The sequence below is a fragment of the Sphingopyxis sp. UBA6723 genome, assembly GCF_002454115.1.
GTDB lineage: Bacteria > Pseudomonadota > Alphaproteobacteria > Sphingomonadales > Sphingomonadaceae > Sphingopyxis.
Genome location: NZ_DKIH01000003.1, coordinates 54,887 through 67,989 on the forward strand (window position 1 = coordinate 54,887; position 13,103 = coordinate 67,989).

Annotated in this window: 13 protein-coding genes and 1 pseudogene (1 of these 14 cut by a window edge); 6 read left to right on the forward strand and 8 right to left on the reverse strand. The window is 65.3% G+C overall.

Features of this window, described 5'->3' with window-relative positions:
* Nucleotides 1-4: 4 nt before the first annotated feature.
* Nucleotides 5-1,144: a hypothetical protein gene (locus B4F07_RS00875; RefSeq protein ID WP_293703650.1), complete on the forward strand. Its 1,140-nt coding sequence runs from the start codon at nt 5-7 to the stop codon at nt 1,142-1,144.
* Nucleotides 1,145-1,265: 121 nt separating this feature from the next.
* Nucleotides 1,266-2,027 (forward strand): sulfite exporter TauE/SafE family protein, encoded by a 762-nt coding sequence (locus B4F07_RS00880; protein WP_293703647.1) that lies wholly within the window; start codon nt 1,266-1,268, stop codon nt 2,025-2,027.
* Between the two features lie 94 nt (nt 2,028-2,121).
* Here the strand turns inward: B4F07_RS00880 and B4F07_RS00885 are convergent, their stop codons facing one another.
* Together B4F07_RS00885 and B4F07_RS00890 are read right to left on the reverse strand one after the other, a co-directional pair.
* Nucleotides 2,122-4,623: an ABC transporter permease gene (locus tag B4F07_RS00885; protein ID WP_293703644.1), complete on the reverse strand. Its 2,502-nt coding sequence runs from the start codon at nt 4,621-4,623 to the stop codon at nt 2,122-2,124.
* 118 nt (nt 4,624-4,741) lie between these two features.
* On the reverse strand, nt 4,742-5,413 hold the full coding sequence (locus B4F07_RS00890; protein ID WP_293703641.1) for an ABC transporter ATP-binding protein: 672 nt from the start codon (nt 5,411-5,413) through the stop codon (nt 4,742-4,744).
* A 45-nt stretch (nt 5,414-5,458) separates the two neighbouring features.
* On the opposite strand from B4F07_RS00890, the gene B4F07_RS00895 reads away from it, so the two are divergent.
* Entirely contained in the window at nt 5,459-6,172 is a 714-nt protein-coding gene (locus B4F07_RS00895) for an arylesterase (RefSeq protein ID WP_293703638.1), read from the forward strand.
* A 147-nt stretch (nt 6,173-6,319) separates the two neighbouring features.
* Here B4F07_RS00895 and B4F07_RS00900 read toward each other — a convergent pair whose 3' ends face one another.
* The 3 genes from B4F07_RS00900 to rlmN all read right to left on the reverse strand — a co-directional run bounded on the left by B4F07_RS00900 (nt 6,320) and on the right by rlmN (nt 8,715).
* Nucleotides 6,320-6,643, reverse strand: a complete 324-nt coding sequence (locus B4F07_RS00900) for a YnfA family protein (RefSeq protein ID WP_293703635.1) — start codon at nt 6,641-6,643, stop codon at nt 6,320-6,322.
* Between the two features lie 84 nt (nt 6,644-6,727).
* Nucleotides 6,728-7,186: an outer membrane beta-barrel protein gene (locus B4F07_RS00905; RefSeq protein WP_293703632.1), complete on the reverse strand. Its 459-nt coding sequence runs from the start codon at nt 7,184-7,186 to the stop codon at nt 6,728-6,730.
* 284 nt (nt 7,187-7,470) lie between these two features.
* On the reverse strand, nt 7,471-8,715 hold the full coding sequence (gene rlmN, locus B4F07_RS00910; protein WP_293703629.1) for a 23S rRNA (adenine(2503)-C(2))-methyltransferase RlmN: 1,245 nt from the start codon (nt 8,713-8,715) through the stop codon (nt 7,471-7,473).
* A 151-nt stretch (nt 8,716-8,866) separates the two neighbouring features.
* Here rlmN and B4F07_RS00915 point away from each other — a divergent pair, with 151 nt between their 5' ends.
* The gene (locus B4F07_RS00915) at nt 8,867-9,367 is read left to right on the forward strand and encodes a hypothetical protein (RefSeq protein ID WP_293703626.1); all 501 of its coding nucleotides are present in this window, start codon (nt 8,867-8,869) and stop codon (nt 9,365-9,367) included.
* 57 nt (nt 9,368-9,424) lie between these two features.
* On the opposite strand, the gene B4F07_RS00920 is transcribed toward B4F07_RS00915, so the two are convergent.
* Nucleotides 9,425-9,754: a UrcA family protein gene (locus B4F07_RS00920; RefSeq protein WP_293703623.1), complete on the reverse strand. Its 330-nt coding sequence runs from the start codon at nt 9,752-9,754 to the stop codon at nt 9,425-9,427.
* Nucleotides 9,755-9,905: 151 nt separating this feature from the next.
* On the opposite strand from B4F07_RS00920, the gene B4F07_RS00925 reads away from it, so the two are divergent.
* A complete protein-coding gene (locus tag B4F07_RS00925; RefSeq protein WP_293703621.1) occupies nt 9,906-10,787 on the forward strand; it encodes a LysR family transcriptional regulator in 882 nt (293 codons plus the stop codon).
* A gap of 4 nt (nt 10,788-10,791) precedes the next feature.
* Here B4F07_RS00925 and B4F07_RS00930 read toward each other — a convergent pair whose 3' ends face one another.
* Both B4F07_RS00930 and B4F07_RS00935 read right to left on the reverse strand, forming a co-directional pair.
* Nucleotides 10,792-11,424, reverse strand: a complete 633-nt coding sequence (locus B4F07_RS00930; RefSeq protein WP_293704346.1) for a hypothetical protein — start codon at nt 11,422-11,424, stop codon at nt 10,792-10,794.
* 275 nt (nt 11,425-11,699) lie between these two features.
* Nucleotides 11,700-12,197, reverse strand: coding sequence for a hypothetical protein (locus B4F07_RS00935; RefSeq protein ID WP_293703617.1), 498 nt, complete (start codon nt 12,195-12,197; stop codon nt 11,700-11,702).
* 172 nt (nt 12,198-12,369) lie between these two features.
* Here B4F07_RS00935 and dnaN point away from each other — a divergent pair.
* Nucleotides 12,370-13,103 (forward strand): annotated as a pseudogene (gene dnaN / locus B4F07_RS00940) (DNA polymerase III subunit beta) (it continues 339 nt past the right edge of the window).

A 13,103-nucleotide genomic window follows, 5' to 3' on the forward strand; every position in this document is an offset into this window, starting at 1 on the left:
CCGCATGGATCGCCGTCTCTTCCTCGCCGCATCGCTCGGCAGCTTCGCTATTCCCTCCCTCGCGCACGCGCAGCGCCCACCAATGCGCACGCGCTGGAAAGTTCGTACATCCGAAGGCTTCGATGCGCTGGCCTTCCTCGGCCCGCTCGCGGGCGGTGAGCTTTATCTCCCCTATTATCAGGCCGACGCCGACGCCTTCGCACCGCTTCTTGCCGCTACCGTTCGCGCCGATATTCCCGTTTTGTCGAAAGAAGCCGAGCGCAGCGGCTTCGGCCTGCTTGGACCCAATCTGTCGGTGCTGTTCTCCAACGGCAGCGACGCCGATCTGCCCGCCTTGATCGCGGGCGTTGCGGCCCCCGAGGCGCGGCTGTTACCGGCTTATCGCGCCAGCCCCTATTGGAACGACAACGACTGGCGCTGGCTTGTGGGCGTAGCGCCCCGGCTCAAGGCGCTTTTTGAAGCGATGCAGACGGCGGGCTTCGCGGCCTTTCGCGACGAGCGCGCGGGTGCCGTCACGCGGCGGATCGCCGAACTCGATCGCGATCTTGCCGACTATGACGTCATTCGCCTGCACGAAAAGCTGACCGGGCGGGCTTTCGATCCGCTGATCGAAGTGGTGTTGCTGCAATTTTGCAAACCGCACGGGATCAAGGTCCAGGGCCAAACCTTCCTGCAGGCGGCCGATTGGAACACGCCGGTCACCGTGCGCAATGCCGCGCACGAAATGCTGCACCCCCCGGTACCGATGGACGGCGCCGCGGCGCAGGCGGCGCTCGCGGTGCTGGCGAAGGATCCGCTGATCCCGCGCGTCGTCGCCGACCATGATCCCAAATGGGGTTACACGACGCTCGACGGTTTGCTGAACGAAGACCTCGCGCAGGCGCTCGATCAATTGATCAGCGAGGCGCTCGGCGTTGCGCGCAATCCGGCGGATCGCTGGCGCAAAGCGGACGACGGCATCCATGTGCTCGCCGGCGCCATCTATGGCATGCTGCGCCAAGATCGATGGGTCGAAACCGGCGGGTCGATCGAGGCGTGGTTGGCGGGAGCTGTGCGCGCGGGACGTTTCGATCCGCCGCGGCTTCACGCGGTCGCCGCGCAGGTGCTCGAACGTCCGGTGAATGCCCTGTGGCCGCTCGCCTGAGCCTGGCGGCAAGGGGCTAGGCGCCGCTGCGGTCTTGCCGTATCGATTGGGGCTGCCCCTTCGGGCGCCCGGAGGTTCCCCTGCTTTTCGTTCACGACTGTCGCACGCTGGCCACTGCGCCATGACCGGTCTCGCGCAGCTGGTCGGGCTTGCCCCGCTCACCCTTGCCGGTGCCGCGGCGATGACCTTTGGCGCCGCCTATGTGCGCGGGCTCACCGGGTTCGGGATGGCGATTATCCTCGTGCCTTTGCTCGGGCTGATTATCACCCCGGGCGAGGCGGTGGTGCTCGGCATCCTGCTGCAACTGCTGATCGGGCCGGTCGGGCTGAAGGTCATCCTCGCCGACGCCGACCGCGCGACCGCCGTACCGATCGCGCTGGTCGCGATGGCCGCGACCCCGCTCGGGATGATCGTGCTCGACGCGACGACGCCCGACGTGGCGCGGCTGCTGATTACGCTGGTCGCGGTCGGCGCCTTCGTCGCGGTGCTGCTGCCCAAACAGCCCGAGGGGCATCGCCCGGGTCGGCTGGCGATTGGTGGAACGGGTGTGGTGTCGGGCATATTGACCGGCTTTGCGGCGATGCCCGGGCCGCCGGTCGTGCCCTTTTACCTGCGCAGCGCGCTGCCGCCCAAGACGTCGCGCGCGTCGATGATGCTGATCTTTTTCGCGACCGCCATCGCCGGGACGCTGGCAGCGCTATGGGTTGGGATTGCCACCTCGCGGTTGCTGATCCTGTCGCTGCTGCTCTTCGCGCCGATGTGGATCGGCAATTATGTCGGCGGCCGTCACTTCGGCCGCGTCGCGCCGAATGTGTGGCAGGCAATGGTCGCGGTTGTGCTGGGCATTGCTGCGGTGGCGGCGGTGGTGCGGATCCTGAACTAGCCCGTTCGTGTCGAGCGAAGTCGAGACACCCATCGGCGGCGTCTGACCTCCCGGTGTCTCGACTGCGCTCGACACGAACGGATATTGATGGCGGCTATAGGCTCCGCAGCGCCTGCGCCGGTTTCGCCGACAACAAGGGCCAACTGCCCGCGATACCGATCAGGAACGACAATCCCGCCCCGCCGATCAGCGTCGCGCCGACGATCAGCGGGTCGGGGGCGAAGGTGAAGTCGAACAGGCTGACGACGACATAGCGCGCCGCGATCAGGCCCAGTCCAAGCGCCAGCACCGCCAGGACCGCGGCGAGCACGGCATATTCCATCGCCTGCGCGCCCAAGATCTGGCGCCGCGTCGCGCCGAGCAGTTTCAGGATGACGCTGTCGTAGACGCGGCGTTCGCGGCTGGCGGCAATCGCGCCGATCAGCACCGCAATGCCGGCGAGGATCGCGATGCTTGCGGCCGCGGCAATGGCCTGACTCATTTGGGTGAGCAGGATGGTAACTTGCGACACGACGTCGCGCACCGCGATCAGCGAGGCCGAGGGGAAGGCGCGCGGGATGCTGCGCGCCAGCTCGGTTTCGGCCTGCGCATCGACGGCGACCGTCGCGACCATATTGTGCGGCGCGGCATCGAAGGTGCCGGGCGAGAATACGAGCACATAGTTGAGCCCGAAATTGTCCCACTGCACCGTGCGGAAGGATGCGACCTTGGCCTGCACCTCGACCCCCAGCACATTGACGCTCAGCGTGTCGCCGATCTTGAGGCCCAGCGAAGTCGCAACTTCGTCCTCGACGCTGACCAGCGGCGGTCCCTTGTAATCCGCGGCCCACCATTGGCCGCCAACCAGTTCGCTGCCGCTGGGCGGCACCGCGCTGTACGTCAGCCCGCGGTCGCCGCGCAGCACCCACGCCCCCTCGGGCAATTCGGCGAGTTCGTCGACGCGCTGGCCGCGAAATTCGGTGACGCTGCCGCGCAGCGCCGGGATCATGTTGATCTGCGCGTCGGGGGCGGCCTTGGTCACCATCGACCGGAATTGCGCGGCGCCGTCGCGCGGGACGTCGAGCACGAAAAAGCTCGGCGCGCGCTGCGGCACGGTGCGTGCAATCTCGTTGGTGATGCTGGTCTGGATCGCGGCAAGCGTCACGAACAGGGTCAGGCCCAGCCCGAGCGCCACCACCAGCGCGCCGGTCGAGGCGCCTGGTCGGTGCAGATTGGCGAGCGCAAGGCGCAGCAAGGGGCGGCGCGGGCGGGGCAGGCGGCTCGCGATGCGGCGCACCAGCCAGCCGAGTCCGACGAGGATCAGCAGCAAACCGATTGCGGCGCCAATAAAGCCCAGCGCAAACAAAGGCTCACGCGCAGTGCCGACCGCGAGCGCGATGATCGCGATCAGCGCCACCGCGACGGCGACCAGCGCGGGCCGGTCGATCCGCGCTGCCTTGTCGACCGTCGCACGATAGAGCCCCGCGGCGGGAATATGCTTCGTGGCGGCAAGCGGCGGCATCGCAAAGGCGATGGCGATCAGCAGCCCATAAGCGGCGCTGACCGCAAGCGGCAGCGGATAGAGCGCGAAGCCCGGGCGGACGGGCAGCACGTCGCCCGCAATCGCGCCGATTGCGAACGGCGCCAGCGCGCCGACCACCAGCCCGGCAAAGATCGACACCGCGGCAACGGCCAATATCTGCAAGCCATAAATGCGCAGCACCGTTGCGCTGTCGGCGCCGAGCACCTTGAGCGTCGCGAGACCGGGGCGTTTGCCCGCCAGATAGCTCGCGACGCCGTTGCCCACGCCGATCCCGGCGATCACCAAAGCAGCAAGGCCGACGAGCGACAGGAATTGGCCCATGCGCTCGATAAAGCGCCGCGTTCCGGGGGCGCCGTTGCTGCGGTCGGTGATGTCCCAGCCCGCGCCGGGGAATTCGGCGGTCAGCGCCTCGCCGACTGCTTCGGGGTTGGCGCTATCGGGCAGGCGGACGCGATATTTGCTTTCGAACAGGCTGCCCGGCTGGATCAGCTGGGTCGCGGGCAGGTCGGCGATGCCGATGATCGCGACCGGGCCAAGGGTGAAGCCTTCGCCCAGCCGGTCGGGTTCTTCGGCGATGACGCCGTCAATAAGGAACGCTTTTTCGCCGAACTTCACTCGGCCGCCGACTTTCAGGTCAAGCCGCGATGCGAGATCCTTGCCGATCCAGATGCTGCCTGCGGGCGGCGGGCCACGGCGCACGCCGCTTTCCAGCCGTAGCGCGCCATAGAGCGGATAGGCGCCATCGACCGCCTTGAGCTCGGACAATAGCGCGTCGCCCTCGGGCGCGTTGGCCATTGCGCGCATCCGCACAGTGGACGAAGTCGTTCCTGCTTTGCGGAATGCCGCCATTTCTTCGGCGGTCGCCTCACGCTGCGGAATGCCGAATTCGATATCGCCGCCGAGGATCGTCTGCCCGCGGACCTCAAGCTCGGAGGTAATACCGCGCGTCAGACTGCCGATCGCCGCAAGCGTCGCGACGCCGAGGAACAGGCACACCGCGAGCAGGCGCAGGCCGCGGATGCGCGTCGCGAGGTCGCGGCGCGCGATCCGCCAGAGGGAGGCGAGGGGGAGCATCAGATCAAGGACTCCCTTACCCCGTTCGTTTCGAGCGAAGTCGAGACACCCGGCAGGCAAGCGCTGTGGTGAGGGGGGTCTCGACTTCGCTCGACACGAACGGACTTGGGAGGCGGCGTCACGCTACCCGTTCCTCAATGCGCCCATCGTGCATCACAACAACCCGGTCGCAGTGCTGCGCTAGCTCTGGATCATGCGTGATAATCAACAACGTCGCGCCCAACGCCGCGCGGCGTGCAAAAATCAGGTCGATGATCGCATGGCCGGTCGCGGTGTCGAGATTGCCCGTTGGCTCGTCGGCAAAGATGATCGCGGGCGAGCTTGCCATGGCGCGTGCGATCGCAACGCGCTGCTGCTCGCCGCCCGACAGTTGCGCCGGATAATGGGTCAGGCGGTGGCCGAGTCCGACGGCTTCGAGTTCGGCGGCGGCGCGCCCGAACGGATCGGCGATCCCCGCCAGCTCGAGCGGCACCGCGACATTTTCGAGTGCGGTCATCGTCGGTAGCAGATGGAACGCTTGGAGCACGATGCCGATACGACCACGCCGCGCGCGCGCCAATACGTCCTCGTCCATCGTGGTGAAATCGAGCCCCGCGACGCGGATGCTGCCGCCATTGGCGCGCTCCAGCCCGGCGAGCACCGCCATCAGCGAGCTTTTGCCCGAGCCCGACGGGCCGAGCAGCGCGACCGATGCGCCCGCGGGCACCTCCAGATCGACGCCGCGCAAAATTTCGACGGGGGCCTTGTCGCTGCCGAGGGTCAGCGTCACATTATGGGCGGCGATCGCCATATCAGGCGAAAGTCGAGCGTCGGTCAAGGAAAGGACCCTTTGGAAATGAGAACGACCGGATGGCGCTCTTACGCTGTATATGGTTGCGCGATTGCGCTTTGCCAACCGCTTGCCGGGTGTGGATCGGCGGAAAACCCGTCGGCTTCGACCAACGACAAGGTAGCTGCCAAGGCAGCCCCCGCGATTCCGGCCGACGCACCGCTCGTCATCGCTTTCGGTGACAGCCTGTACGCCGGGTATCAGCTTGGGCCGAAAGAGGGCTTGGCGCCGCAATTGCAGACGGCGCTAGCCGCCGACGGCGTGGTGGCGCGGGTGCAAAACGCCGGAGTGTCTGGCGATACCACCGCGGCAGGGCGCCAGCGGCTGACCTATGTGCTCGACAATGCAAAGGTGAAGCCGGCGCTGGTGCTGCTCGGGCTCGGCGGCAACGACATGCTGCGCGGTATTGGCCCCGACCAGACGCGTGCCAACCTCGACGCGATGCTCGCCGAGCTTCAGAAGCGCGAGATTCCGGTGCTGCTCACCGGCATGATGGCCGCACCGAACATGGGCAGCGATTATGCGAAGAAATTCAACCCGATCTATTCGGAGCTCGTCGCCAAATATGATGTGAGTTTCTATCCCTTCATCCTTGACAATGTCGTGACCGACAAGGCGCTGATGCTGGGCGACAATATGCACCCCAATGCAAAGGGGGTGACGGTGGTGGCAGAAGCGCTGGCGCCGCTGGTCGAGCAGGCATTGCCCGACGCGGGATAAATCGATCCTCCCTGTGGCGAAGCGATGGGGAGGGGGACCGTCGCCGCAGGCGATGGTGGAGGGGCGACACCGGTGCGCCAATGCCCCTCCGTCAGTCCTGCGGACTGCCACCTCCCCATGGCTTCGCCACAGGGAGAATCGAAATGCCTAACTCCCCCGCGGCCCGAACAGGATAATGGCCGCGCCGCCTAGGCACACCGCCGCCCCAATCAGATCCCAGCGGTCGGGTTTCGCGCCTTCGACCGCCCACAGCCACAAGAGCGCCGCGACGATATAGACTCCGCCATAAGCAGCGTAAGTGCGTCCCGCATGTTCGGCGTCCACGAGCGTCAGCAAATAAGCGAACAGCGCCAGCGACGCCATGCCGGGCGCCAGCCACCACACCGACTTGTCCAGCCGCAGCCACGCCCAAAAGGCAAAGCAACCCGCGATTTCGGCGACCGCGGCGGCGATATAGAAAAAAGCCGTCATCAGCTCACCGTGGCCGGGTTGCGCACAAATGAAAAGGGGCGACCAAACGGCCGCCCCTTCCCGTTTCAGCGCGGTTCCGAAAAATCAGAACGCGAAGCCGACGCCTGCAACAAAGGTGTCGAAGTCGCCGAAGTTCTCGATGAACTGGTGACGATATTCGGCCTTGGCGTACAGGTTCTGGCCCAGCTTGTGCTGATAACCGGCGCCGACGTACGGATCTTCGATGTCGCTGAAGGTGTAGCCAGCGGTAACATAGGCCTTGCCGTTCGCGCCAACCTTGGCGCCGACGCGACCACCGGCCGAGAACTGGACGTCCGCACCGTCGACAAGCACCTTGTCGCCCGCGACTTCGGCGCCGACAAATGCGGCCGAGCCAAGGTCGAAGTCATAGCCAGCGGCGAGGCCAATGGTGCCTTCGTCGATGCCGTTGCCGGTGATCAGGCCGCCGCGCACTTCGACGCGGCCTTCGCCGCCTTCGGCTGCCATGGCCGGGGTTGCAACGATGGCCGTCAGGAGAGCGGCTGCAACTGCGAATTTCTTCATTTTGTTTTCCTTCTGCTTTACATGGCCACGCCCTTTGGGCCGCGGTCCAGCGCCTAAATGGCGTTCGCAGCTGTCGCTTCAATGAACGGAAGTGTCATCATGTGACAATTTTCTTACCTGTGTTATTTTTACCACACAGTACAGAATAGCTATGCAGCTGAAATGGCAGAATCTGACGGAAAACCGCACTCCAATTTCGTCATCCCGGCGAATGCCGGGATCTCGCCGGTGCTTGGAGACGCGAGGGAGAGATCCCGGCCTTCGCCGGGATGACGTAAAATGGACTAGCCCAGCGCGGCCTGTTTCTCGTCTGCAATCCGGTCGAGTTCGGCGCGCGTAGGCTTCGTCGCGGCGCTCTTGAGCTGGCCGCAGGCCGCCATGATGTCGCGCCCGCGCGGGGTGCGGACCGGCGCCGAAATCCCCGCCTTGAAAATCAGGTTGCTGAACGCGCGGACTCGCTCGGGCGACGAACATTCATACATCGCGCCGGGCCAGGGATTGAACGGGATCAGGTTGACCTTGGCGTGCAGCCCATATTCGCGGATCAGCCGGACGAGCTCGCGCGCATCGTCGTCGCTGTCGTTCTTATCCTTCAGCATCACATATTCGAACGTGATCCGCCGCGAATTGCCGGCGCCCGGATAATCGGCGCATGCCTTCAGCAATTCATCGATGCCATATTTGCGGTTGAGCGGTACGATTTCGTCGCGCACTTCCTTCGACACCGCATGCAGCGACACCGCCAGATTGACGCCGATTTCTTCGCCCGCGCGCGCCATCATCGGCACCACGCCGCTGGTCGACAGCGTGATCCGGCGCCGCGACAGCGCGAGGCCGTCGCCGTCCATCACGATCTTCAGCGCGCCCTTGACCTCGTCGAAATTATACAACGGCTCGCCCATGCCCATCATCACGATGTTGGTCAGGATGCGGCCGTCGGCGGTGTAGTGACCGCCTTCTTCGTCGTCATCATCCTCGGGGTCGGGGCCGAAACCCGCCATCGTCCCCTTCGGCCATTCGCCCAGCTCGTCGCGCGCCAGCATCACCTGCCCGACGATCTCGCCCGCGGCGAGGTTGCGGACGAGGCGCATCGTGCCGGTGTGGCAGAAACGGCAGTTTAGGGTGCAGCCAACCTGGCTCGACACGCACAGCGTTCCCCGATCGGCATCGGGGATGAAGACCATCTCATATTCCTGGCCGTCGGCGGCGGCGAGCAGCCATTTGCGCGTCCCGTCGCTCGACACCTGCGCCTCGCGCACTGTCGGGCGGCCGATGATGAAACGGTCGGTCAGCCAGGGGCGCATCGTCTTGGCGATATCGGTCATCGCCTCGAAATCGGTGACGCCGCGGTGGTACATCCAGTGCCAGATCTGCTTGGCGCGCAGCTTCGCGGCCTTGGCGTCGAGCCCCGCCTCAACGAGCACCCCGCCGATCGCGTCGCGGGTCAGCCCGATCAGGTCGATGCGGTTGCCGCCGCGCAGCGGGACGGTGCCCGTCGTGACGGGGTCGATATGGCCGGGAATCTGCATGATGGGCGGCCATATAGGGGCGAAGGCAGGAAAGCGCAATTGTGGCGCGAAGCGCCCGCATGGTCCCGCCCGCTTGAACCGGTACATCGCCAAGGGTGGCGGGTCGGGCCGGTCGCCCTAGGGTGTCCCGCCGAAGCTGAGAGGATATTTGATGCGCCGCTATCTTTCCGCCGCCCTCGCGACGCTCATCCTTGCAAGTCCGCCCGCGCATGCCGCGACTGGACAGAAGGTCTGCACTCGCCATTCGACGATCATGCTGGAGCCCGGCGAAAAGGCAGAGGTCAATGGGGCGGGGTCGAGCGGGGTCGAACTGCTGATCTCGGGTCCGGCGGGCCAGTGGATTTTCGCCGATTACAACGGGCTGTCGGCCCCCGGCGCGGGCGATGTGGAGGTCGCTTCGACCAAGACGCAGACGGTTGTGCGGCGCGGACAGCTGCCGCAAATCTATGTTGTCTATTCCAAAGCGTCGCGCATGATCGAGGGCAAGCAACTGACCGCCTTTATCAGTGGATTATATCTCGACCGGCGACCGCTGGCAAAGCCGCGGATCATAGGAAACGATGCCGACAAGGCGGTTTGGGACCGGGTGCAATTGGGTCAGACGGCCAGCTGCGACCAGCGCTGGGTGCCGGGGCAGGGGCTGGTGAAATAGGAAAGCGTTAGAACTCTCGCCGCCTTTCGCCAGCCGACACCGCCCCGGCGCCGCGGCTCATTTGCGGATCGAGCTGACGCGGATCGCCTGATTGCGCGTCGCGTCGGCGATCGCCACATCGGCCTGCGCCGAAGCGGCCAGCCGGGTGTCGGTACGGCATTGCCGAACGTCGTTTTTGCCTTTCAGATCGAAATCCGACGCGGTGCCGCACACTTCGACAACCGCGCGCCAAATGCGGCGGTCGAGGCTCTTGGTTCCAGCCTCGGTCCGCAGATCGAGGTCGCGGTGCTGGACCGCGATGCTCGGGTTCGCGGGTGCCGATTGGGCGAGGACGGGCTGACCAACCGAAGTGGCGGCCAGCGCGGCGAGGATCAGAAGCTTTTTCATCTCATGTCTCCATCGACCGGCCAAAGAGGAGGGGAGGAAGCCGGTACGGCGCAGATAAGCGATTGGGCGGGGCAGCAGGAGCAACGATGTTGCGCGACCATTCTGCAAAATTGCAGAATGCCGCGAAGCCGCTTATGTCGCACAAGACGCCATGTATGATTGGAACGACCTCAAAGCCTTTCTGGCCGTCGCCGAAACGGGCAGCACCTTGTCCGCCGCACAGGCACTGCGCGTCAGCCAGACGACCGTCGCGCGTCGCATCGCGGCGTTGGAGGCGGCAACGGGGCTTAACCTGTTCGAGCGGCGGCAGGCGGGCTACGCGCTGACCCCGGTGGGAGAGGCGATGCTGGGGAGCGCCGCGGCGGTGCGCGAAGCCGCCGATCGTTTTGGCGAAGCGGCCAGCGCGTCATCGCGCGAAGTGGGCGGCACGGTCAGCCTGACGGCAATGGAAATTTTTGCGGTGACCATCCTGCCGCCGATCCTGCGCGACCTGCGCGCGGCGCATCCCGGCATTCACATTCAACTGGACACAGCAGATGAGCAACGCGATCTGGCGAGCGGCGCCGCCGACATCGCGATCCGCAGCAGCAAGCAGCCGACCGGCGCCGGACTGGTCGGGCGGCGTATCGCCGACAATCCATGGACGGTCTATTGCAGCCGCGATTATGCCGACCGCCACGGCATCCCGCACAGCCGCGAACAGCTGGCCACGCATCCCTTCATCGGCGGCGGCGGCGGGGTGTGGAAACCCTATCTGGCGTGGCTCCAGCAATATGGGCTCGAGGAATCGGTGGTGATGCAATATGACAGCGGGACGGGCCTGCTCGCCGGGGTACGTTCGGGCATGGGCCTCACCATTTTGCCCGCCTTCATCGCCGACCGCGAACCCGACCTGATCCGCTGCATCCCGCCCAAGAGCGAGGACACCACCGGGCTGTGGCTGCTGACCCACGAGCGGTTGCGGCATGTGCCGCGGGTGCGGCTAGTGCTGGATTTCTTGGCGAAGGAACTGTCGAAACGGGCGCACGGATGACGTGCTAGGGAGGTTCCCCGATCATGACATAGCCCGGCATGGCGGCAAGCTCGGGCGAGATCGGCAACCGACCGCACGCTGGCGGACCGGACACCGCGTAATAGCCCTTCCAATGGACGGGGGACCATCGACCGTCGACCGCGCGGACATTCGCGCCAAAGCTTGACGATCCGCACGCACTTCCCTGATTGCCGTGAATCATCGCGGTCGATCTTCTGATCGCGACGCGGTGAAGCGTGAACTGCATAAGCGGCCGACATTCGCCGTAGGTTGCGGGTCGGGCGTGCAGCGCTTTCCAAGCGTCGCTGCTAATCGAAATCTCACGTTCCTCTCCGAGAATCCGGCGTGGCACCTGCGTCCATACGGAGAGATCACGAGCATAGGCGCGGCTTCCGCGCGTTTTCGGCTCGGGCGGCCCGTTGCGCAGGCGGGTGATGCTGTCCGGATGAACGGCCAGCAATGTAGGCTTGAAACAGACCGGCCTCCCCTTGGCTTTGGCAAGCTGGCCGGTCAGGAAGGCCCGGACCACCGCGTCCTCGCGATCTTCATAGTGGGCATCGGTCGCCGATGAATGTGCTGGCAACAACAGCAGTGCAGCCACGCCAAGCGACGAAAGGAAAGTGGTCGGTTGTCGCATTCGATTTTCCGATCAAGACGGCGAACCGCGCATGATAGTCGGCCACAGCATTGATAAATGGTAAATATCAGATCGTGAGAGCCCGATCGGCCGCAACTTCTCCATACAGTGTCAGCGTGTCCAGAAATTGCCGTCCTACATTACTCGCTATCTCAGCTAACTCGCCGATACCCTTTCTCAATCTTCCTCGCGCCCGATGTGGCGGGCATCGATGCGCGTGGTGTATGCGATCCCCGTGTGGGGTACGCAGAAAACAACCACGTTCCGAAACCAACTTACCGCAACGTGGCGCACCCTAAGGCCGCCGCATCAATCGCCGTCGCGGCACCGCGCAGCCGGTACGTGTCGGCAATCGCGCCGCCGGTCGCCGTGCTGCTCGCGACGCTCATGCTGGGAGCGGATCGCATCGCGGCGACGATGGCGGCGTCCATCCGGGCGTCGCTGGCCCAGCCATGCGCGCCGTTGCCGGTCAGGATGAAGCGGCGGCTGCCGATCGTCAGGCGCAGGTCGCGCCCCGGCGCGCGCGCTTTCGACAGGCGGACATAGAATTGACCGCGGATGCGCGACTTGGGCCAGTAACCGACGCTGGCATAGGCCTTGACCTGCGGCGTGCCGATGGTCGCCGAGGGGGCGGCGAGCGCATAGCAGCGCGGCGCGGCGGGATTGCGGAAGGCGCCCCAGCCGTCGAAAATGCCGAGCGCCGTCGGCGCGGCGGCGAGCGTCATGGCGGGCACCGCTACCAATATCAGGAAAAGGAAGACCCAGCGCCGCATCGCGCCTTCGTTCGCGCGATTGGGGATGCTTTGCAAGCATGGCTTGCACGCGCCGATGCGTGCGTTAAGGAAGGTGGGCATTTTCAGGGGCCGGGAATCGAGGCGACGAATCGTCTTTGGTGGTGGCCCTTTCAGGGACTTCTCCCGCGAAACACAGGGATGGCGGATTAGAATGAAAGCGACGATCGAACGCGCAGTGTTGTTGAAGAGCCTTGGCCACGTCCAGTCGGTGGTCGAGCGGCGCAATACCATTCCCATCCTGTCGAACGTCCTGATCGAAGCCGATGCGTCGGGCCAGCTGAAGCTGATGGCGACCGACCTCGACTTGCAGGTGGTCGAAACCATCGCGGCCAAGGTCGAAACCGCCGGGACGACCACGGTGTCGGCACACACGTTGTTCGAAATCGCCCGCAAACTGCCCGAGGGCGCCGAGGTCAGTCTCGCCGCCGCGGAAGGAAAAATGCAGGTCAAGGCCGGGCGTTCGAATTTCAACCTGCCGACGCTGCCGCGCGACGATTTCCCGGTGATCGCCGAGGGCGACCTGCCGACCAATTTCGAACTGCCGGTCGCTGCGCTGATCCAGATCATCGACAAGACGCGCTTTGCGATCTCGACCGAAGAAACGCGCTATTACCTCAACGGCATCTTCCTGCACGTCGCCGAAGATGCGTCGGGTCCAGTGCTGAAGGCTGCGGCGACCGACGGCCACCGCCTGGCGCGCTACACCGTCACCCGTCCCGAGGGCGCGGAGACGATGCCCGACGTCATCGTGCCGCGCAAATGCGTCACCGAAATCCGCAAGCTGCTCGACGAGGCGGAGGGCAATGTCGAAATCAGCCTGTCGGCGAGCAAGATCCGCTTCCAGCTGGGCAACGCCATCCTGACCTCGAAGCTGATCGACGGCAC

Coding starts and splice junctions, on each gene's coding strand:
- B4F07_RS00920 (WP_293703623.1), bottom strand. CDS start 9,754: ATGAAAAAGCTTCTGATCCTCGCCGCGCTGGCCGCCACTTCGGTTGGT.
- B4F07_RS00915 (WP_293703626.1), top strand. CDS start 8,867: ATGCGCCGCTATCTTTCCGCCGCCCTCGCGACGCTCATCCTTGCAAGT.
- B4F07_RS00880 (WP_293703647.1), top strand. CDS start 1,266: ATGACCGGTCTCGCGCAGCTGGTCGGGCTTGCCCCGCTCACCCTTGCC.
- B4F07_RS00875 (WP_293703650.1), top strand. CDS start 5: ATGGATCGCCGTCTCTTCCTCGCCGCATCGCTCGGCAGCTTCGCTATT.
- B4F07_RS00900 (WP_293703635.1), bottom strand. CDS start 6,643: ATGACGGCTTTTTTCTATATCGCCGCCGCGGTCGCCGAAATCGCGGGT.
- B4F07_RS00890 (WP_293703641.1), bottom strand. CDS start 5,413: ATGGCGATCGCCGCCCATAATGTGACGCTGACCCTCGGCAGCGACAAG.
- B4F07_RS00885 (WP_293703644.1), bottom strand. CDS start 4,623: ATGCTCCCCCTCGCCTCCCTCTGGCGGATCGCGCGCCGCGACCTCGCG.
- B4F07_RS00935 (WP_293703617.1), bottom strand. CDS start 12,197: ATGCGGCGCTGGGTCTTCCTTTTCCTGATATTGGTAGCGGTGCCCGCC.
- B4F07_RS00905 (WP_293703632.1), bottom strand. CDS start 7,186: ATGAAGAAATTCGCAGTTGCAGCCGCTCTCCTGACGGCCATCGTTGCA.
- B4F07_RS00930 (WP_293704346.1), bottom strand. CDS start 11,424: ATGCGACAACCGACCACTTTCCTTTCGTCGCTTGGCGTGGCTGCACTG.
- rlmN (WP_293703629.1), bottom strand. CDS start 8,715: ATGCAGATTCCCGGCCATATCGACCCCGTCACGACGGGCACCGTCCCG.
- B4F07_RS00925 (WP_293703621.1), top strand. CDS start 9,906: ATGTATGATTGGAACGACCTCAAAGCCTTTCTGGCCGTCGCCGAAACG.
- B4F07_RS00895 (WP_293703638.1), top strand. CDS start 5,459: ATGAGAACGACCGGATGGCGCTCTTACGCTGTATATGGTTGCGCGATT.